The 20,853-nt window shown below is 39.8% G+C and carries 19 protein-coding genes; 2 read left to right on the forward strand and 17 right to left on the reverse strand.

Features of this window, described 5'->3' with window-relative positions; genetic code table 11:
- Positions 1–44 precede the first annotated feature (44 nt).
- Positions 45–260 (reverse strand): small acid-soluble spore protein Tlp, encoded by a 216-nt coding sequence (gene tlp, locus KR50_RS01335; RefSeq protein ID WP_041053866.1) that lies wholly within the window; start codon positions 258–260, stop codon positions 45–47.
- Between the two features lie 146 nt (positions 261–406).
- On the opposite strand from tlp, the gene rluF reads away from it, so the two are divergent.
- On the forward strand, positions 407–1,114 hold the full coding sequence (rluF, locus tag KR50_RS01340) for a 23S rRNA pseudouridine(2604) synthase RluF (protein ID WP_041053868.1): 708 nt from the start codon (positions 407–409) through the stop codon (positions 1,112–1,114).
- A 299-nt stretch (positions 1,115–1,413) separates the two neighbouring features.
- On the opposite strand, the gene purU is transcribed toward rluF, so the two are convergent.
- From purU to KR50_RS01360, 4 genes are all read right to left on the reverse strand, one after another.
- Positions 1,414–2,313, reverse strand: a complete 900-nt coding sequence (gene purU / locus KR50_RS01345; protein WP_041053870.1) for a formyltetrahydrofolate deformylase — start codon at positions 2,311–2,313, stop codon at positions 1,414–1,416.
- A gap of 178 nt (positions 2,314–2,491) precedes the next feature.
- A complete protein-coding gene (gene aceA, locus KR50_RS01350) occupies positions 2,492–3,772 on the reverse strand; it encodes an isocitrate lyase (protein WP_041053874.1) in 1,281 nt (426 codons plus the stop codon).
- Between the two features lie 76 nt (positions 3,773–3,848).
- Positions 3,849–4,148 carry a hypothetical protein gene (locus KR50_RS01355; protein ID WP_052476652.1) on the reverse strand — a complete coding sequence of 100 codons (300 nt, stop codon included), beginning with the start codon at positions 4,146–4,148 and terminating at the stop codon, positions 3,849–3,851.
- A 173-nt stretch (positions 4,149–4,321) separates the two neighbouring features.
- Complete coding sequence (locus KR50_RS01360; RefSeq protein ID WP_041053876.1) at positions 4,322–6,490, reverse strand: malate synthase G; 2,169 nt, start codon at positions 6,488–6,490, stop codon at positions 4,322–4,324.
- Positions 6,491–6,685: 195 nt separating this feature from the next.
- Between KR50_RS01360 and KR50_RS01365 the strand changes: the two genes are divergently transcribed.
- Positions 6,686–7,237 carry a biotin transporter BioY gene (locus tag KR50_RS01365; RefSeq protein ID WP_041053879.1) on the forward strand — a complete coding sequence of 184 codons (552 nt, stop codon included), beginning with the start codon at positions 6,686–6,688 and terminating at the stop codon, positions 7,235–7,237.
- Positions 7,238–7,265: 28 nt separating this feature from the next.
- Here the strand turns inward: KR50_RS01365 and KR50_RS01370 are convergent, their stop codons facing one another.
- The 12 genes from KR50_RS01370 to KR50_RS01420 form a co-directional block, all read right to left on the reverse strand.
- Positions 7,266–8,261 (reverse strand): metallophosphoesterase, encoded by a 996-nt coding sequence (locus KR50_RS01370; RefSeq protein WP_041053882.1) that lies wholly within the window; start codon positions 8,259–8,261, stop codon positions 7,266–7,268.
- Positions 8,262–8,297: 36 nt separating this feature from the next.
- Positions 8,298–10,091 (reverse strand): ABC transporter ATP-binding protein, encoded by a 1,794-nt coding sequence (locus KR50_RS01375; protein WP_041053885.1) that lies wholly within the window; start codon positions 10,089–10,091, stop codon positions 8,298–8,300.
- A gap of 10 nt (positions 10,092–10,101) precedes the next feature.
- Positions 10,102–11,277, reverse strand: a complete 1,176-nt coding sequence (locus KR50_RS01380; RefSeq protein ID WP_041053887.1) for a nucleotidyltransferase domain-containing protein — start codon at positions 11,275–11,277, stop codon at positions 10,102–10,104.
- Positions 11,277–11,783, reverse strand: coding sequence for a lasso peptide biosynthesis B2 protein (locus KR50_RS01385; protein WP_052476654.1), 507 nt, complete (start codon positions 11,781–11,783; stop codon positions 11,277–11,279). Before KR50_RS01385 ends, KR50_RS01380 begins: the two co-directional genes overlap by 1 nt.
- The gene (locus KR50_RS01390) at positions 11,780–12,079 is read right to left on the reverse strand and encodes a lasso peptide biosynthesis PqqD family chaperone (RefSeq protein WP_041053889.1); all 300 of its coding nucleotides are present in this window, start codon (positions 12,077–12,079) and stop codon (positions 11,780–11,782) included. The genes KR50_RS01385 and KR50_RS01390 overlap by 4 nt, the downstream gene beginning before the upstream one ends.
- Positions 12,076–13,005, reverse strand: coding sequence for an ATP-binding cassette domain-containing protein (locus tag KR50_RS01395; RefSeq protein WP_041053892.1), 930 nt, complete (start codon positions 13,003–13,005; stop codon positions 12,076–12,078). Before KR50_RS01395 ends, KR50_RS01390 begins: the two co-directional genes overlap by 4 nt.
- A gap of 145 nt (positions 13,006–13,150) precedes the next feature.
- A complete protein-coding gene (locus KR50_RS18370) occupies positions 13,151–13,282 on the reverse strand; it encodes a paeninodin family lasso peptide (RefSeq protein WP_156969431.1) in 132 nt (43 codons plus the stop codon).
- 14 nt (positions 13,283–13,296) lie between these two features.
- Positions 13,297–15,240: an asparagine synthase-related protein gene (locus KR50_RS01400; protein ID WP_041053894.1), complete on the reverse strand. Its 1,944-nt coding sequence runs from the start codon at positions 15,238–15,240 to the stop codon at positions 13,297–13,299.
- A 204-nt stretch (positions 15,241–15,444) separates the two neighbouring features.
- The gene (locus tag KR50_RS01405) at positions 15,445–17,214 is read right to left on the reverse strand and encodes an ABC transporter ATP-binding protein (protein ID WP_232304227.1); all 1,770 of its coding nucleotides are present in this window, start codon (positions 17,212–17,214) and stop codon (positions 15,445–15,447) included.
- A 22-nt stretch (positions 17,215–17,236) separates the two neighbouring features.
- Positions 17,237–18,442, reverse strand: a complete 1,206-nt coding sequence (locus tag KR50_RS01410; protein WP_041053902.1) for a glycoside hydrolase family 88 protein — start codon at positions 18,440–18,442, stop codon at positions 17,237–17,239.
- A 16-nt stretch (positions 18,443–18,458) separates the two neighbouring features.
- Positions 18,459–19,649, reverse strand: a complete 1,191-nt coding sequence (locus KR50_RS01415; RefSeq protein WP_041053904.1) for a glycosyltransferase — start codon at positions 19,647–19,649, stop codon at positions 18,459–18,461.
- An 11-nt stretch (positions 19,650–19,660) separates the two neighbouring features.
- Positions 19,661–20,848 (reverse strand): glycosyltransferase, encoded by a 1,188-nt coding sequence (locus tag KR50_RS01420; RefSeq protein WP_041053905.1) that lies wholly within the window; start codon positions 20,846–20,848, stop codon positions 19,661–19,663.
- Positions 20,849–20,853: the final 5 nt, after the last annotated feature.

Here is a 20,853-nt window from a genome sequence, read left to right on the forward strand (position 1 = left end):
GTTTCCTCAATAGAGGAGCTGCACCCTTTTTTTGCTATTTTCAATTATTCGCGTGACTCGTCTTTAATTTCGTTTCGCATTGCATCTATGCTGTCCTGACGGCGTTTATTTTTCTCTTCAATCGCTTTTTTATCCTTGCCATCTGCAAAAGCCATCGTTTCTTCAGCTGCTTCCATATTGCCAATGGTGTTTTGTACCATTTCTTTCAGTTTGTCTGCGTTGTCAGTGCGGTTATCCGGATTCGGCGTGCTTTGTTTCATTTTGTTTCCTCCTCATTTTTATTTAGGGGCACATGGTAGGCTCCCCCTCTAAACGATATTTATGCAAAAATTAAGGTGAATGTTGCACTTATAAGGGGAAGTAAGGTATCTTTGAAACACATATGAAGACAAAGGTGTGTTACAACGTGCGTATTAATAAGTATTTAAGCGAGGCAGGAATTTCTTCACGCCGCGGTGCAGATAAATGGATCGAAGAAGGCCGTGTTAAATTAAATGGCCAATTAGCTGAGCTTGGCAGCCGTGTTGAGCAGGGCGATGTCGTCACAGTAGATGGCAAGCCGGTTGAGCTCGAAAAAAACAATGTCTACATTGCATTAAATAAGCCCCCAGGCATTACCTCCACAACAGAGCGCCATATCGAGGGGAATATTATTGATTTTGTCAACCATCCACAGCGTATTTTTCATATTGGACGGCTTGATAAAGATTCAGAAGGATTGATTTTGTTAACCAATGACGGGGATATCGTGAATGAGATTTTGCGTGCTGAAAATCAGCATGAAAAAGAATACATTGTCACGGTGGACCAGCCTGTATCCGATTACTTCTTAAAGCAAATGGAACATGGTGTATCCATTCTTGATACTAAAACGCTCCCTTGTAAGGTTGATAAACTATCCAGTCATGTGTTTAAAATCACTCTTACTCAAGGGTTAAACCGTCAGATCAGAAGAATGTGTACTGCTTTGGGCTATACCGTGCGAAGACTTACCCGAATTCGCATTATGAATATTCATCTTGACGGACTCGAAAAAGGGCAATGGCGTGATTTAACCAAAGACGAACGCACAAAGCTGTTTAAAAAGTTAAATTATACGCCTAAAGACCATTAAAAAGAGGTCGGCAAAGCAGCTGCACAAGGAGACCGGTTTATTTCCGCTGCAGGCGGAGGCTTTCCGCGTGGCGGGAGGTGAGCCACTTTGATGCTGTCGCATCTGCAGTGTCTCACCCTTCCCGCTGCATCACGCAGGAGTCCCCGCCTTCCGCTCCAATAAACCTATTCTTTGGATGGTTTACGCGCAGTTAAATGAAATTAGTATCATCATAAAAAAGGTACCTTCACGAGTAAATTTTTTCGTGAAGGTACCCTTTTTTTATTACCTAATTTAGCTAAACTTTTTTAGTGTATATTCTAAAAAACAATTGTTTTATTTCCATCTACAATAATCCGGTCTTCAATGTGCCATTTAACAGAGCGGGCCAGCACACTTCGTTCGATGGAACGGCCAATTTTTTTCATGTCTTCAATATTATCCGTGTGATCTACACGATTAATATCCTGCTCGATAATCGGTCCTTCATCTAAATCATTCGTGACATAATGACCCGTCGCACCAATCAGCTTTACTCCACGCTGATACGCTCGGTCATATGGGCGTGCCCCGACAAAAGCCGGTAAAAATGAATGATGAATATTAATAATTTTTTTCGGATGCGCTTCAACAAAGACCGGTGTCAGGATCTGCATATAACGGGCAAGAACAATCAAATCTACTTGGTATTCCTCCAGCCATTTCAGCTGCTGTGTTTCCACTTCACGACGATTTTCCTTGCTCGCAGGCAGATGCAAGAAAGGGATCCCAAAGCCTTCTACCAGCTCTTTCGCTTCTTGATGATTGCTGATGACTACAACGATCTCTGTCATTAAATCGCCGCTTTGCCATTCAAAGAGAAGCTCACGAATACAATGAAGCTCTTTAGAAACAAAAATAGCTGTCCGCTTTACCTCTGAAGGAAAGGTCATTTTCCAATCCATCGAGAAATTTTCCGCGATCGCTTCAAAGGATTTCTTTATTTCATTTCGATTTTCGTGAAGAGAAGGGCTTGCAAATTCAATTCGTATAAAAAAGTCGCCTCCCTCAGGATTTGTTGAATACTGATTAGACGTGATGATATTTGCATTGTATTGAAATAAAAAACGTGAAATGGATGCAACGATTCCCGGCCGATCCGGGCAGCGAACCAAAAGACATCCTTTGTTTTTCTGTTTTTCCTTATATTCTTGCAACTGTTTATCGACCTGACGTGACATATGCTCCTCCTTCAATTGCTTTTTTCAGTTTTACATATGAATTACTTTGATCGTAAGGGAAGTGAAGGGAAAATGAAAGGAAAGAGAGCTTTTCGGGGATAAAATACTATGAGTTTAAGAAAAACAAAAACCGGAGAAACACCCTTTTAGAGGGAATTTCTCCGGCTGTCAACGTTAACTAAGCTTTTTGAAATTGCTCGCTTTCTGTAGATCCACTCAACGCGGTAGTGGATGACGTGCCACCTGAGATCACCAGAGATACAGCGTCAAAATACCCAGTTCCTACTTCCCGCTGATGGCGTGTTGCAGTATATCCACTTTCTTCAGCGTCAAATTCAGCCTGCTGAAGCTCTGAATAAGCAGCCATCCCCCGCTCTTTATAGCCTCTTGCAAGCTCAAACATTCCATAATTAAGTGAATGAAAGCCTGCAAGCGTGACAAACTGAAATTTGTAGCCCATTTTACCAAGTTCTTGTTGGAAGCTCGCAATCGTTTCTTCATCCAATTTCTTTTTCCAGTTGAAAGAAGGCGAGCAGTTATAGGCAAGAATTTTACCTGGGAACTTCTCGTGGATCGCACTGGCAAACTTTCTCGCTTCTTCAATATTCGGTTCAGACGTTTCACACCAGATTAAATCAGCATAGGGTGCATAGGCAAGGCCGCGTGAGATCGCCTGATCGATCCCCTCTTTCGTATGATAAAAGCCTTCAGGAGTACGTTCTCCTTTAATAAATGGCTGATCGTATGGATCGACGTCACTTGTGATAAGATTCGCTGCATTTGCGTCTGTTCTCGCAATAATGACGGTCGGCACTCCCATCACATCCGCTGCAAGACGGGCTGCAATTAAATTCCGTACGGCTGTCTGCGTAGGCAGCAGCACTTTACCGCCAAGATGTCCGCATTTCTTTTCTGAAGATAACTGATCTTCTAAATGAACCCCGCCGGCACCTGCTTCGATCATCGCTTTTGTCAGTTCAAACACATTCAGCGTTCCCCCAAAACCAGCTTCCATATCGGCTACAATCGGGGCGTACCAGTATGTATCGCCCTCTCCTTCTGATTGCTGTATCTGGTCTGCCCGCTGCAGCGTCTGATTAATCTTTTTGACTACCTGAGGAACGCTGTTGGCCGGGTAAAGACTTTGGTCTGGATACATATGTCCGGATAGATTGGCATCCGCTGCTACCTGCCAGCCGCTCAAATAAATCGCTTTTAATCCCGCTTTAACCTGCTGCATCGCCTGGTTTCCTGTCAGCGCTCCAAGTGCATTTACATACTCTTCTGTATGAACAAGCTCCCATAGCCGCTCTGCCCCCATTTTTGCCAGCGTCTGCTCCACTACTACTGATCCTCTAAGCTTGATTACATCCGCTGCAGTATAGGGCCGTTCTACTCCATTCCAACGATCCTGCTTCCAACTCTCAATCAGCTGATCCATTTGCTTTTCATTATTCATTTCTCTCCATCTCCCTTTGTTATAATACATAAATTAATATTTAAACATTGTTATATAACAGTAGACTCAAAAAAATTTAATCTACATCTGCACAGCACTCAATAGCTTCTTTAAAGCTTGAGTAATCAAGCCCGCAAGCACGGCACACATTTGCTGGATCCGCCTCTTCCTTTTTACGGAAAACCACAACATTTGATACGGGGTATTCTATTATGGAAAGAGCGCCCTGTGAGGTTTGCTCCAATGTGTAAGCCTCATTGCCATAAACAAACATGGTTCCCTCGAGTTCTGAATTAGACCGTCCTTCCAAGACATGCTGGACAATCCAGCGTTCAATTAGGTCTCTGCTTGTTGATTGTGTTTGTTGAATTTGCATATGCTCATCCTCCTAAATGTTTGTGTAAAACTAATATATAACAGTAGTTAATTATATGCAACTGTTTTATAACAGTTGCATATAAATTTTTTAGCAGCTTGATAAACTCGCTCTCTGACAGGTGAATTCATCTTATAAATAATTTAATGCTTCTGTGCTATAACACAGATCTTTCATGTTCTAGCTGCGTAGGTTCGTGCTTTAAACTCTTGCCGGCGTCGGTGTAAAATCGGTTCGGTATATCCGCCCGGCTGATCTTTTCCATCAAAAATCAGGTCACACGCTGCCTGAAATGCGATTGAACGCTCGAAATCATTTGCCATAGGCTGATAAAGCGGATCGCTGCTGTTTTGATGGTCCACAACCTCGGCCATTCGTTTTAAGGTTTCCATAATCTGTTCTTTTGTACATAAGCCATGCTCAAGCCAGTTGGCAAGATGCTGACTTGAAATCCGCAGTGTGGCCCTGTCCTCCATTAAGCCGACATGGTGAATATCCGGTACCTTTGAGCAGCCCGTTCCATGCTCTACCCATCTCACCACATATCCAAGCAGACCCTGCACATTATTGTCGAGCTCCTGCTGAATGTCAGCTTTAGTGTAACTACCTTCGAAAAGAGGCAGTGTCAACATTTCCTGCTGCCTGTCTTTTACACGCTGCAGGAGCTCTTTTTGAACGTCTTTGACACGCAGCTGGTGGTAATGCAGCGCGTGCAGTGTTGCTGCGGTTGGCGATGGAACCCATGCCGTATTGCCGCCAGCTTCAAGATGCGTGCGCTTTTGTTCCATCATCTCTTTCATTTGATCAGGCATGGCCCACATTCCCTTGCCAATTTGAGCACGCCCGGGCAACGCACATTTCAGCCCAGTATCCACATTCGATTTTTCATAGCCTTGAAGCCAGACCGTGCCTTTCATTTCATTTTTCCGCACCATTGCCCCTGCAAGCATCGACGTATGAATTTCGTCTCCCGTACGGTCTAAAAATCCTGTATTTATAAATACGATTCGTTCCTTTACTTCAAAAATACAGTTTGCAAGATTGAGGGACGTACGCCTTTCTTCATCCATGACCCCTATTTTCAAGGTGAATCGCTTAAGACCTAGAAGATCTTCCACCCGATTAAAGCATGTATTCGCAAACGCCGCTTCTCTTGAGCCGTGCATCTTCGGCTTTACAATATAAACAGAGCCTTCAGCAGAATTTTTCGTTCTACCTTTACGAAGCAGATCATGTTTTGCAAGTAAACTTGTGACCACTGTATCGATGATCCCTTCAGGAACCTCTCTGTCCTCTTGATCAAGCACCATAGATGATGTCATTAAATGGCCTACGTTCCGCACAAGAAGCAGAGAACGACCAGGCAGAATCAGCTCACTGCCGTCTGGTGAGAGGTAGCTTCTGTCCTCATTCAGATTTCTCGTTACCTCTTTTTCCCCTTTTTGAAAAACAGAAGAAAGTGATCCCTTCATTAACCCGAGCCAATTCCGATACACAAGCACCTTATCCTCTGCATCCACAGCCGCAACAGAATCCTCGCAATCCATAATGGTCGTAATGGCAGACTCCATCACAACATCCTTCACACCGGCAGCATCGGTTTTTCCAACAGGATGGGTTTTGTCCATTTGAATTTCAATATAAAGATCATGATTGATCAGCAAAATAGAGGATGGATTTTCCCTTTCTCCCTGCCAGCCTGCAAATTGCTGTTCATCTTTAAGGCGTGTTGTTTCATTGATTACGCTGGCAACTAGTTTACCGTCCTTTACTGAATACTGCGTTACCTCTTTGTGTGAACCGTTTTGCAGAGGGATAATTTCATCTAGGAAGCTCTTGGCATAGTCCACGACTTTACGTCCTCTGATTGGATTATAGGCGCTTCCTTTTTCTGCTCCCTCAGCTTCATCAATGACATTTGTTCCGTACAGCGCATCGTATAAGCTGCCCCAGCGTGCATTTGCAGCATTGATGGCATAACGGGCATTGTTAACCGGCACGACAAGCTGTGGACCTGCTTGTGAAGCAATTTCACGATCTACCTGCTCAGTCCCAATCGAGAATGGTTCTTTTTCTCTTTCAATGTAGCCAATTTCCTTTAAAAAGTTTTCATACTCTTCACGCTTTTGCTTCCAATCCCATTGACTGTGCCACTGATTAATCTGCTCCTGCATCCTGTTTCTTACGGCAAGCAGTTCTCCATTTTCAGGTGATAAATCATGAATAATCTCACTAAACCCCTGCCAAAATGCTTCGCTGTCCACCTCTGAACCCGGCAGTGCTTCCTTTTCAATAAACGTATAAAATAAGGGGTCAATCTTTAAACCGTCGATGTGAATCATCTTTATCCTCCTTTTGTTATATAACAGTTATATTTATTAATATGTATTATATAACAACTTGTTGCTGATTGGAAATGGTTTTTTTATTTTTTAAATTCATTTACCTTTAAATTTGAAAAATTTAAATTAGAGATAGTGAGAGAAGATGATTTGTGTTAACTTATTATTATATTGGTTTACAAAAAGGAGGATTTTATGGAAAATCATCGATTAAGGATGCTGATCAACTGCGGAATTTTCGCTGCGATTACGGCTATATTAGCTCAAGTTGAAATTCCTCTGCCGTTAATCCCTATTAGCGGTCAGACACTGGCAGTAGGGCTTGCTGCCACTATATTAGGAAGCCGTTACGGCGCGATTACGATGGTGGTTTATATGCTGATTGGCATGGCAGGACTGCCGGTATTTGCAGGATTCAGCGGCGGTGCTCACGTTATGGTGGGGCCAACTGCAGGGTATATTGTAGGATTTATTGCTGCGGCATATGCAACAGGACTTATTCTAGAAAAAACTTCTTTCACCCTGCCTATGGCGATTGCGGCTAATTTGGCCGGCATGGTCGTTACCCTTGCATGCGGAACCATCTGGCTCAAAATCTTATTTGATCTGAACTGGACGGCCGCTCTAGCTGCAGGCGTGTACCCGTTTTTAGTCGTTGGTGTTATAAAAGCACTTTTAGCAGCATGGATTGGCATCACTGTACGCCAAAGACTGATGCAGGCTAAGCTGCTGCAGCCGGCTATCTAAAAAACGCAGCACAAAAAAGAGCGGCGACTCAATGGTCACCGCTCTCTTCCCGGTTTTTTAACATGATTACGTTTAATTGTGGAGGATTAAACAGCCTGAAGTTTAAAAAAGATAGCGCATCACTGCTTCCAAGTCCGGTACTTACATATTGCTTGGTCCCCTCATACTCCCAAAGCCCGCTTACTCTGTCTGATGGAGGCAAAATCCCCCCATCGTCATACCAGGCTTCGGGTACAAATAGAGCACCTAAAAGGGGCAGGCGGATTTGCCCGCCATGGTAATGACCAGCGAAAATTAAGCTAAATTCCCTGAAATTCTTCTGCTCTTTCAGATAATCTATTTGCACATCGACAATAGGGTAATGACTGAGTGCAACGATGGCTTCCTTTTCCTGTCCTTCTAACCTTTCAAACTGTTTTAGCTGCTCATTTTGATAGGCGGTATAAGCAGGCTCTCTTTCAATGGTTCTACCAACTCTTCCGTTCAGCGGCTTAAAGTCTTCATCCGGATTCATGACCGCTGCATCAAACTGAACAAAATGCAGGTTCTCCTGTCCTCTTTCAATTGTTTCAATGGATTCAAGCAATAACACTCCTCGCTCTTCCATCCCCTCTATAAAAAGGCTTTTTTCAATCCTGCCTTCTTTATTCATTGTATAGCTTTCCGGATCTGTATTTCCTGGCACATAAAAGGCATGCTCTTTATTTTGAATCCCTTCAAGCAGGTCATAAAAAGCAGTCCAGTTCTTTTGTTCCGGATCATCCAGCATATCCCCTGTGAAAATGATCACATCATACTCAATGGCATTAACTTTTTTAATCAGCCTTGATTGATTATTTCCGAACGTTTTCTCATGAAGGTCACTGATTTGAAGAATTCGAAAGTGATTAAACTCATTTGAGAGACCCGTTACGAGAACCTCCTGCTCTTCTACGGTAATCCGGTTGTTGTCCCAATAAATGAGTAACGCGATCCCCGCAATAAATAAAATGATCAATAAAGTCCATCCAGTCTTTTTTTTCACGAAACCTGCCTCATTTAGTAATGAATTTAATCGTTTTTAAGGAGCCACTTCCATTTGTCTTTTCAGCAGATGGCTAAATACCTTGCTTTTTTCCTGAGAAAGCTGATTGAAGCCTCCCTGCTGAATCACTTTCCCGTCTTCTAGCACGACGACCTGATCCGAATTACGAATGGTAGACAAGCGATGTGCAATGACTAAGATCGTCATTTTCCCTTTTAACCGCTCAAGCGCTTCTTGAATGCGGGCCTCGCTTTCGCTGTCAAGTGCGCTGGTGGCTTCATCCAATACTAGAATAGAAGGCTTTCGCAAAATCGCTCTCGCAATAACAAGTCGCTGTCTTTCTCCCCCTGAAAGTTTGATTCCTCTGTCGCCAATCAGGGTATCAAGCCCATCTGGCAGTCTTTGAACAAATTGATCTGCACACGCAAACGCCAAAGCTTCCCAAAGGTCTTCATCAGAAGCATTCTGTTTCACAAGCAGCAGGTTTTCTCTGATCGTTGTATTAAACAAAAATGGATCCTGTGGAACATAGGAGATGGCTTGTCTTAGCGATAACAAATTATCCCTCGTTAACTCTACTCCATCAATGAGCAGTTGACCGGACTCCGGCTTATTCAGCCCCATAATTAAATCGATGAGCGTGCTTTTTCCTGCTCCTGATCTTCCCACAAAAGCAGTCATTTTAAAGGAAGGCAGAATAAGATTTATATTTTCTAATGTGTTCTTGGGCTCCTGTTGGTTATAGCGAAAAAACACATTGCGGCATTCAATTTGATGAGCAAAAGAAATGGGCTCGGCATCGTTCTTGTGTAAGGTGAATTCCTGCGCGTTCTTACATTCATGCTGTAATGCTTTCACAGCTTTAAAGGACGGAAGGACGGTAGCAATTTGTTCAAGCGAAGCCTGAATGCCCGCAACCCGAGGCCATAACCGTGAAAAGATGATTACAATCAGCCCTAATTGAGCCGCCTGGGCATTAAATAATTGAATTGATAAGTAAACAAATAAAGCAATTAGAACAGCTGATGCCATTTTGTAATAAAGCTGTGAAGTTGTTTTTAATTTCATATACTCGATCTGTTCATTCTGCATTCCTTTCGTGATTCCTGTATACCAATCCATTCGGGAATGTTCGAGCGTATTGCTTTTAATATCCTTTATTCCATTCATCTGATCTGTAATTCCGCCTATATATTCTTTTGTTAATAAAAAGTTTCGTTTTCCAAGCGCAAGAGACCGTTTTAAAAATCGTCGATTAAAATAAATCAGGATAAGTCCGCAAAGCATCACAAAGATTGTAATTGAAGGTGCCAGAAGAAAGGCCAGTACAATTTGAATAGCTGTTGTAATGATCGAGGACATAAATTGCAGGACTGAATGCGTTCCGCCATTCGCTTTTGATATTTCTGTCGTAAGAATATTAATGATATCTGACTTTCTTTTTTGAATAAAAAAGCTCCAATTGGAGAATAGAAGATTCCGATACGTTTCCATGCGCAAATGCCGCAAAAATCCGTGCTGAATCGTTGCATTTCGAATTGTGATCGTCCGGTGCAATAAATTTTGACCAACAGCTAATAGAACAAAAACACCCAGCACCAGCGGAAGACCAATGGACGGCGGAATATCACTTAAAAAAGAAAATAGCCCAATTAAGGGGATCCCTTCTATATTCAAATCAATAATACCACTTAACGAAATCATGGGAATGAGCAATAAAATCGCCAGACCCTCCAATAATCCGATGACAATCATCGCCATGAGGTTTAAATAGAGCACGCTTCCTGAATAAGAATGAATCTGCTTTAAAAAAAAGAGAATATCCTTCATTTAAATCCTCCTAAGGCATTGCATGTTTACTTCTTTTTCTCCACATGATTAACAGCGGCCGAAGAGGAAAATAGAGAAAATGCAGCTGTTGGGGCAGTGGCAGTGTTTTGGCATCTTCTGCATATGGATGCAGCGTACTCAAAAGATATAAGCTTTTTTGATGAGGGGACATGAGAGAAAATAAATGCTTTTTATGATAGTTTGAAACGTCTTCCGGAACCGGCTCTGTATGAAGGTTAATCATGGACTCCAGATAATATACCGCTTCCTGTGCAAGCTTTTGAGAACGCTGAGTGGAAGCCAGTCTCAAAGCAGCAGGGTTACATTCTGCATGTAAAAGCTGTTTGGCCAATACGATACTTTGTCCTGCTATGTGCTCGATATAATTCTTCTTTAACAAGGTGGAAAGGAGCTGCCAGTCCAGTTCTTGTTTCATTAGCTGTTTGATGTCCATCAGCCAGCGCAACCTTGACCATCCGTGACGTGCGCCATGTGACGCAAGAAACAAAAAGAGGTCTTCGTTCCCAAGCATATCAACAGAAGAATGAGGAAGCGCTGACTTGACTCTGCGGTTCCATAGCTCATCAAATCTCGGCTCTTTGCCAGGACCTGGACTGAGTCTCCAGTGAACTTCTACTTTTGTTTTTTTCACAGGATGAACATACATCATATGGTGATGGCGCCATCGCCAGTCATTCAGGACTGATTGAATGTAATCATCTTTCTGATAGCCCTCTTTTACCAGCAATGCCTCTGCTCTTTCAATATCCTTCATGGGAATGAGAATATCAAGATCATTGCAGGTGCGCAAAGATAAATCACCATATAGCTTATGAGCCAAAACTGGCCCTTTCAGGCAAAGAGTGGGAATGGATTCCTTGGAAAACAACTGATTAACCTTTTCCATTTCAGCGCTCAGATACAGCATCTTCAGGGTATTTCGCTTAAACTCAGAATTGAGCACAGTCTTTACATGTTCAGGAATCTCGTTTGACTGACTAATTCTTGAGAGTAGAGCTGGGTACACACGATGGTGTAAGGCTTGAGTAATAAAAAGATTCCAATCTACTTTCCCAACTAAATCTTTATTGATTTGAATAGATTGCGGTTCCTGTTTAATCAGTTCAAGGATTAAGAGAACTTCATTTGATAGAGTAGACTGATTGAGTTTAAATGTGTGTTTCATTATTTATTCTCCCCATCTTTTCCGGGAATCTTTTTGGCAAACTTCCCGACGACTGTGTATTTCTCCATTCCTTCAGATCCTGTAATATAATAGGGACCGCTCCTTAGCCAGGCGTGTGCGGCAAGCTTACCGTGTTCGTCCCTTCCCGTCCCCAAATAAAGCGTGCTTTCTATGTTGCGCTTTTCAAGCATCCTCATTGCCGCGATCGCCTTTACCAGACACTGGCTTTCCCAGAAGGTATATTTGCTCATTAGATTCACAGACTGCGATACACTAGCCAGCACACGCTTGTTACCTGGTTCAGGCTCATAAGTGGTTTCCATCATATGCTCACCAAGTGAAGGAGCAATTTGAGAAAATGGTTTTGATTTGGCGACTCTGGCTTTAGCCAGTTGAATATATGTTTCTACGAGCAGCCCTTTCATTTCTTTACTTAACGAGAAAAAAGCCTTAACTTTATTTATAAGACTTGCTCCCTTTTTAAGTTCGTGCGTCCAGACACTCATTGAGCGTCAGTAATGGCAATCAGATTTTCTTTCCCTAACTGATCCAGAAAACTCATGACCTGTTGTTCGCATTCCGAAGCATCCACCTCATACTCAGAAATCAACTCATGAATGAGAGTTGAAATAGCTACAGGTTTTTCGATTTTCCCCCAGATCGCTCCGCCAATGTCACCTAAATTATAATATTTCCCATTTTCAATACTCAGCATGACAATTTCTCCATCCATATTGCTGACTACATTCCCCGGCTGCTGTGCAACAGTCTGCTCTTTGCTCAACACTTGTGTATACGTCATACGTGAACCGACTCCTTTTGAATAGTAGTTATGATCAAATCGGCCAATTCATTGGCCGTAAACGACTGAACAGGTCTTTTAAGCTGATAAAGAGAAAGCTGATTAAGCATTTTCGCTGAAAGTGTAAAATGCCATTGCACGAGTCCAAGCCGTTCAATAAAAGATTTGCGATACGTATGGGCAAATAAAAGCTGAAAACGCTCAAGATTATGAATCGGCTTCATGTCAATAGTGTCTTCATCCGTTTTTACGAGTTCAATAACACCCGCAAGAGGCAATTTCTCGTTTAAAAACTGTTCAGTTACAGGAACAGCGAATTTCGTTTCCCGCTGAATAATCGGACGAAGACGAGCTGAATCCATCCCAAACTGATGCAGACTTTCAATCCATAGCTTTTGCTGCGGATAGGCAGGCGTTACCATCGGAATCCCTTGTTCTGTTACAGTGACTGGAATAACGTCATCGCTTAGCAGCTTATATCCTTTTTGCAGAAGAGCAGAAGCAAGCGTCGATTTCCCAGCTCCCGAATCTCCTACAATCGCATATACTTTCCCCTTGATTGCCACTGCACTTCCGTGAAGAGGAAGAATTTTTCGCTGCATTAAAATCGAGCCCATACAGGTTCCCAAAAGAAAGAGACATATTTGGTCATGCTTGGAATCATGAAAAGCATCTACGTAAATATGCGTCCCATTTTCAATAAGAAAAATTGCCGTATCTTCAATTTCAAACATGACAAAATCGTCTTTAATATAAAAATATTTTTGATTGATCGGGCGGTTTTCCCAAATAAACTTTAGTGCCTTTCTCGCAATAAAAACATCTGTGTTAAGCATCGTTGCAGCAGGCAGTTCCTGAATCTCCATCTCGCTTGAAATAGACAACCCAAACGCCTCATAACAATAAGAAGCGGTACACTCTTTCATAATGTGTTCCTCCAGTATGCAAAGAATAAAATTACGGCCATACAAGGAATAAAGAACTAGTTCACCCGTAATACAAGGCCCCTGTAAGATTCCCTACAGAGGCTATGTATATTAAATATAAACTTATCAATCTACGAGTTCGGGATTAGCTGAAAGTAAGATCGCCACGAGGTGTGCCGTCTTCAAAATCGTTATCCAAATCGTCTCCATTATGTCCAAGCATCGTCATTTGAACTGTCAGCAATTCAACTTCTGGTGTTTTCCATTCCTTTTTCATTGTTTCACCCCCTTTCAATTGAATGTTTTAAGAAAGCGGTATAGAATCAGGCTGCGCATGATTAAACGATAGTCTGAATCGAGTCCTGCTTTACCATCCGGACCTTGCTGTAGAGTCTTCAAAGCTGATTGTAATCTTGTTGTGTTAACGTATTGTGTAAAAAATTTGTCGTGAATCATCTTTGTTGATTCTTCCATTATTTGGTTCCAATATGGAGCAACCCGATGAACCCAATCAAGTCCCTGTGCGCCCCTGACACGCTGATTCAGCCTTATCTCGTCCGGCAGATATCCTTTCATTGATCTTCTAATCAACGCTCGATCCATTCCTTTTTTAACAAATTGATGATCGGGAACAGATAAGCAGAATCGAACAACACGACTGTCATTCGTTGGATCTCTTTTCCACAAACCATGCTTTATAGACAATTTAGCCGTGAGGGCATTGCCGTAGTTCCATGGATAAAGATCATTCAGCAGTTTTTTTCTGGATCTTGTTGGTGTTCCAGGCGGCAGCCATCCAGTTTGAGCAAATTGATGCGTCTTCAACTTCTCCTGAATATGCGTCCTTCCTGCAAATTCATTGTTGATTACAATATGGTTAGTTGGTTTATTTCTATTTTCCAGATAAAAATTCATCTTCGGATAAGCAAGTTTTGAAATCAATGGCAGCAAACCTAATCTTTTCCCCTGCATGATGGAGCTGTATTGATTAAGCTCTTGATAGAGGCGCGGCCATTGAAGCGTTCGCAAAAGCTTTCCGTAGTAATCTAGCGCTGAACCCCAGGAGATGGTAAAATTCCCGCGATCACCATTTAACAAAATGCCAACATCATACTTTTCTGCTTCCTCGAACATTCCCTTAAGCCAAAAGGAGTTTTCAAAAAACTTATACGGCAGCTCCATATCTCCCAACATTTCAGCAATGATTGAAAAGGAGTCTTTGCCTTCGAAGTCTAGAAAATGGTGCTTCTTTCCTCCAATGTAGGACAGAGTAGCATTGATGGCAGGACTTTCATTTGGCTGCATATGACCTTTTGTATAGTCCTCAAAATCTTTTGGAGGAATATAGCTAAACGTATAAAGATCTTTATTGGAATGGCGTAAGCTTTTGGCAGCTAAACTCGCCACCGATCCAGAATCAAGTCCCCCGCTAAGCTGTGATCCAACATTGCGATGGGTCCTCAAACGATCATTGACAGCTCGTGTAAACACTTCTGTAAAGGCTTCAATATATTCTCCATCTGACTTTAGGTTCAATTTTTCTGTACTATACAGACTGCCATATCGTTGAATGGACACTGCACCATTTTTAATTTCTATTGAATGCGACGGCGGCACTTGTTTAATTGATTCATAAGGAGTGTCAACCGCATCCAATGAATCAATCATTCCTGTAATGGACAGGTATTCAGCCAGCCAGGATTCGTTTAGTTTTTTTTCAATGAAAGGAAGCAAGAACATAGGTTTAATGAGAGTCGAAAACACTACACATGATTGATCTTTCATGTAATACAGGGTTCGATAACCGGATAAATCCCTCGCACCGAAGGCCTTTTGCTTTTTTTCATCCCAAATCATAAAAGCAAAGTCACCAATTAAATTTTTCGGACATTCATTTCCCCACTTATCATACGCAAGGAGAATGAGCTGGCTGTCAGACATTAAATTGCGGTCGTATTTCTTCACTCCAAGACTATCAAAGAGCTCCTTACGATTATCAAGAATTGCATCTGCTGTTATGACCATTTGTAAATCGTAATCATAAAAGGGCTGTTTCTCCCCTATTGACTCAGGCGTGATCCACTGTGCGTGACATCCAAGAAAAGCATTATCTTTTATAAAAACCTGCCGATCGTCAGAAGGAAAATGAGCCATGGCTGCCATCATCGCTTTCCCATATTCAGGATTGACCAGTTCTTGCCTGTCAAAATTAATCACTCCAGCAATCGCGCTCATATAACTCCTCCAGACTCTATCGTTCTTTTTAAAGAACGATAAGCGTAAAAAAATAGACTTTTTTAGTGGGTAAATAATAGAATCTATTCGTTCTTTATAAAGAACTTTATGCTTTAATTCTACACGGATTGTAATAAATGTCAAGAATACATTTCAATAACATTCTGAATTTCAGAAAAATGATACAACATATAATAAATATTACTAAATAACTAATTTACAGTCCCTTTTATCGGTATTGACCAAACGACCATTTTCAATTTTAAATACAATGTCACAATTTTCAATTGTACTTAGTCTATGAGCAATTATTATTAACGTTTTCTCACCTTTTAATCTATCTATTGCACTCATTATATCTTTTTCGGTCTCAGTATCTAAAGCCGATGTTGCCTCATCCATGAAAAGTATTTCGGGATTATGGTATAAGGCTCGGGCTATACCAAGTCTCTGTCTTTGACCTCCTGAAAGTTTAATCCCTCTCTCTCCTACAGAAGTATAAATATTTTCCGGTAAAGAAGTAGCAAATTCCATTAACTGCGCTTGTTCTAATGCTCTCCAAACTCTAGTATCATCAATATCTTCGGCTTCAACTCCAAATGCAATGTTACTTCTAATCGTGTCATCGGAAAGAAATATTGATTGAGGAATATAGCCAATTCGACTTTGCCATAAAGGCAAATTTTCTTCTATTTTCTTGCTATCAACTAATAAAGATCCACTATGGGGTTCTAATATCCCCAGTATAATATCAACTAATGTTGTTTTTCCAGCGCCTGAAGGTCCTACAAAAGCAACAGACTGTCCGATGGGAATTGTTAAACTCACATCTTTAATTGCTAAACCCTCCTGATTTGGATACCTAAAGGAAATTCCACTTAATTCAATGGCGTTTTCGTAGATTTTATTATTAGCTGCGTTTAACTGACTGTTTTTGTCTTTTTCTTTATTTTGTTTAAGATACTCTTTGGTGCTAACTAAATCATCGTGAACGATATCTAGAGCCGGCTGACTGTAACGAATCGTTGCTAACATTGCAACAACTCTTGTTATGGAGGGCATTAGCCTGAAAGCAGCCATTGAGAACAGGGCCATAGTAGTAATAAATTCAGATGTATCTTTTCCTTGAAGAACAAAAATTAACATAGCCATGAGAACAATTGCGACTAACAAAGTCTCAATAAACAGCCTAGGTACATGTTCAAGTAACTTTAAGTATCGTATTATACCGGAATTGATTTTGCCGTTTTCAGTATAACTTTTTATAAAAAATTCTTCTTTTCCTGATACTTTTACTTCTTTACTTGCCCCAAGCCCTTGATTAACAGATTTAATCATCGCCCCGCCAATTCTTTGGTGTTCCGTTCCTAGATTACCAAGCTTACCTTTTAGTATGGCAAAAAAAGCATACACACTTATACCGAGGAGAATTGAAGCTGACAAAGTTGCCATTGGAGCTGTCCAAACTAATAGTCCTAATATACAAAGTATTACCAATACCTCAGTAAATAGCTGAAACCCCGACATAACAATTCCTTGAAATAATTTAGGTACTTCTGCGTTTACATTTCTTAACAAATCGGCTGAATTACGCTGCATATGAAATGTGTAAGGTTGAATCAAATAAGACCTGAAAAGTTGACTTGATAATTTAACCTGCTGATTTAAAATTACTCGAGCTTGCGCATATTGGAAAATTAATAGATACAAATTTTTTATAAGAAATACTGAAAGTAAAAAAAGGACGGAAAAGATGACAAACGCATTAAATGATTTGAAATTAAGGCCTTCATATATTGACCTAAATATAACTTGATCCTGGACGCTTTCCGGATTGGTAATGATCGTAACTAGAGGTATAATCAGTCCTATTCCAATGGTCTCTAATATTGCGGCAAAGATCATCATTACAAACAAAATGAGGAATTTTTTCTTTTCTTTACTTGTAAAGAGAACTAACAGTTTTGAAAACATTTCTTTCAAATGAATCACCCCCTTAACCTATTTCTTTTAATTTCTCCCTACCGTAATTTTCATACAGTTGTGTCGTCCGTATCGCAAAACCCTGAGTAAATGGAAGTTTACTGAATAGTACAGAGTACACTCCAATATCTTTTGTATCTCCCTGCGAAAAATCAACTTCTCCATTTCTTCTAGTTACACTTTTTAGAAAGTTCAAAGCCTTTTCTCCCCTCACTAAACAAACATCTTCTATTTCGGTGACTGAAGCAGCATTAATTAGGAACCAAGCCAATGTAGCCGTGGCAGAAGAATCTGACCGTGTTTCCGGACGTGTTACTGTCCAATTCCAGCTCCCATTCTCGTTTTGAAAATCAATAATAGTCTTTGCGTACTTCTCGACAAGTTTTGTAAGAGCCATTTTATGTGGATTACTAAAAGGCAACTCATTCCATGAGTCAATTAACCCTATTGCAAACCAACCCAGCCCTCTACCCCATCCGTATAACCCTAAAGGAATTTCCTGGTTTACATTATAAGCATGACAGGGGATGAAATAATGTTTGTGCATGCCGTGTTTCTCGTACTTAATTATCTGACTGATTGCCAGATCGATACATTCATTTTTTTCATATTTAATTCCATAAACAATTAAAAAAGGACATATAAAACCAATCGTGTCTACATACCTGTAGTCATCCATAGCTTTTCTATATCTTACCGTTCCATCTTTTCCAATATGAAGTTTAATGAGGTTCCATATGTGATCCAAAGCTGGTTTGTACTTATCACTCTCAACAAAGTTTATTTTCATTATCGAATATGCAAGTATTGCACTGTCTATTTCTGTAGGCTTTTTCAACCATTGACCATCAGAATCGAAATGAGTATTCAGATACAGTTTCACTTTTTCTTTTGCTTTTGTATCATTAGAATACTTAACTAATTCTAACAGCCCCAGCATTAAGCTTGCCTCCTGCCAATATTGAATTGTGCGTTTCGAATAGTTTCCCCTGATCATATCAATAGCGACAAACCGAGTATTATCTGTAATTTTTGCTTTCGGTGTTTGAATAAGCCACTTGATCCCTCTGTTTGTAATCGCAGTGTTCCATGATTTGAGATCATCGTACCTTCCAATATGAATTCTGCCTAGCCAGTCACTAATTATAGGGAGTAGATCAATAATTATAATTACTGCAACGATGAATAGTGTAATGAGAGCCACTATTTGGATCAACATCTAATTCCACCTCTCTTCAAACTGCATCATTTACCATACTGTATAGCTTTAAGATTTCATGCTCGGTTCCTAAATCTTCATGGCTTAAATTACTGACTAATGTTTCTTTTAGTATTTCGTCCTGATACATTTTTAAGATTTTTTCAGCAATTGATTTTGCATCCATACTAGCTACAAGACCATTGATCCCATCTTGTATTTGATCAGTCACTGTAGAGAAATTCGTTACTATAATTGGTTTCAATAATATTTTCGCTTCATCAATTGCTATAGATTTACCCTCGAACCTAGAAGATTGCACATATATATCAGCATTGTAGATATAAGGATAGGGATTTTCTTTCAGTCCTAGCAGTTTAAAGTTAGCTTCAAGACCAAAATTTTTAATTAGATCCTCCAGTTTATTACGGTCTTCACCTTCACCGATAACATACCATTTTATATTTAACCCATAGTCAGTTAAAATCTTACATGCTTCAATAGCCATGTCATACCCTTTTTGATAGGAAAGCCTTCCGATAGAGACAATTTTCAACCCCTCTTCCTCTAAGAGTTTACTTTCTAAAGACAACTGATTAATAAGTTTTGGGGACACGATATTGTGCATCACAGAAATCTTTTTTTGCATACTAGGGAACGTCATATTTAGAACATTGGCACATTCTTGAGAAACGGTTACAATTTTATTTAATTGAGTTAGATATTTTTTATCAAGCTTTGGGTCCATTCCAAGCTTGTTATAGTCATTGTGTATAAACCCTATCTTAATTTCAGCTTCGACTTTATCTACGCAAAAATAAATTGGGTTTTTTTCTAAATAACCAATAGCGGAATGATATTTTTTAGTTATCTTTCCAATGGAACTAGATATATACTTCCATCTTCTCTGTTCACTACGTGCTTTGTTCTTCTCTGTTCTTATGACAATGCCAAATAATATTCTATATAAAATAGCGTCAGGCCTTTTCATCTCCACACACTTTAATAGTGCTTTTCTAATAGGCATATCAAAAATAGAGTACTCAAGAGGCTCATTAAGTAAATTGACTTCAGGTGGAAGCTTAGTTAAAAATATTCCTTCATGTTTAAATAAATATAAATCTACGTTAAATTTTGAATAGTCTATTGTCTCCAATAAGGAAATAATGGCCTTTTCTGCTCCACCACAATTTAAGTTATTCATAACAAACAATAAATTCCTTTTCATACCATCACTCCTTATAGAAGCTGATAAAGCTTATTAATTTCTTTTTCAGTGCCCAAATTTTCAATAGACAAATTACTTATTAAACTATCTTTTAGTATTGGGTTATGAATTAGTTGATAAATTCCTGCAGCAATTGACGAGGGATCCATTTCTACAATCAATCCATTTATGTTGTTTTTAATTTGATCTTTAGCAGTAGAATAATTTGTAATTATTATCGGTTTGCATAGTATTTTTGCTTCATCAAGAGCAATAGACTTCCCTTCGAACTTTGAAGTTTGAACATAAATATCACATTGTTTGATGTAAGGATATGGATTAGCTTTTAATCCCAACAAGATAAAATGATTTTGCAATTTTTTTTGTGCAATTAATTTCTCTAAATTCGATCGCTCTTCTCCTTCACCGATCACAAACCATTTTAAGTTATTACCTTTTTTAACCAATTCTTCACATGCATTAATTGCCATCTCAAAACCTTTTTGATGGTGCAGACGACCTACTGATAAGATAATCTTTTGACCCTGATTTCTTATAAAAACATCATTCATTTGATTGGATAGTTTATTTATTACACTTGGAGAAACGATATTATAAATTACATTAATTTTATTCCTTTGATCTGGAAACCTACTCTTCAGCACAGTAGCACATTCCTCTGAAACGGTTAATATTTCATGAAGTTTTTTAAAATACTTTTCATCAAAAGCAATATTTGATTCTAATTTATCGTAGTCATTGTGAATCCACCCAATTTTTTTATGGGCAGTTACCCTATCTACACAGAAGTAAATAGAAGTCTTTTCTAAAAACCCAATTGATACATCATAGACCTTGGCCAAATCAGCAAGAGATCTGGAAAGGTATTTCCAACCGTACTGTTCGTTGGTTCCTACGCTCTTATTTAAACGAATACAGATTGTATATAATATTCTGTTTATAGCTAACTTATAGTTTTTACTTCCCAAAAACTTGTATATTGATTTTAAAAGCGACAATGAAAACAACTTGTAGTTATCTGGTAAAGGCAAAACGTTTACTTGAGGCGGAATAAATTCCATAAACAGCCCATTGTGATTGAGCAAGAAAATATCCACGTTGTATAAATCGTAGTCAATTTGAGAAAGTAAGTTTATAAGGCTTTTTTCACCTCCACCAGCGGATAGGCTAGGAATAATGAATAATAGATTTTTTTTCATAATTC

This window comes from Jeotgalibacillus campisalis (assembly GCF_000829515.1).
GTDB lineage: Bacteria > Bacillota > Bacilli > Bacillales > Jeotgalibacillaceae > Jeotgalibacillus > Jeotgalibacillus campisalis.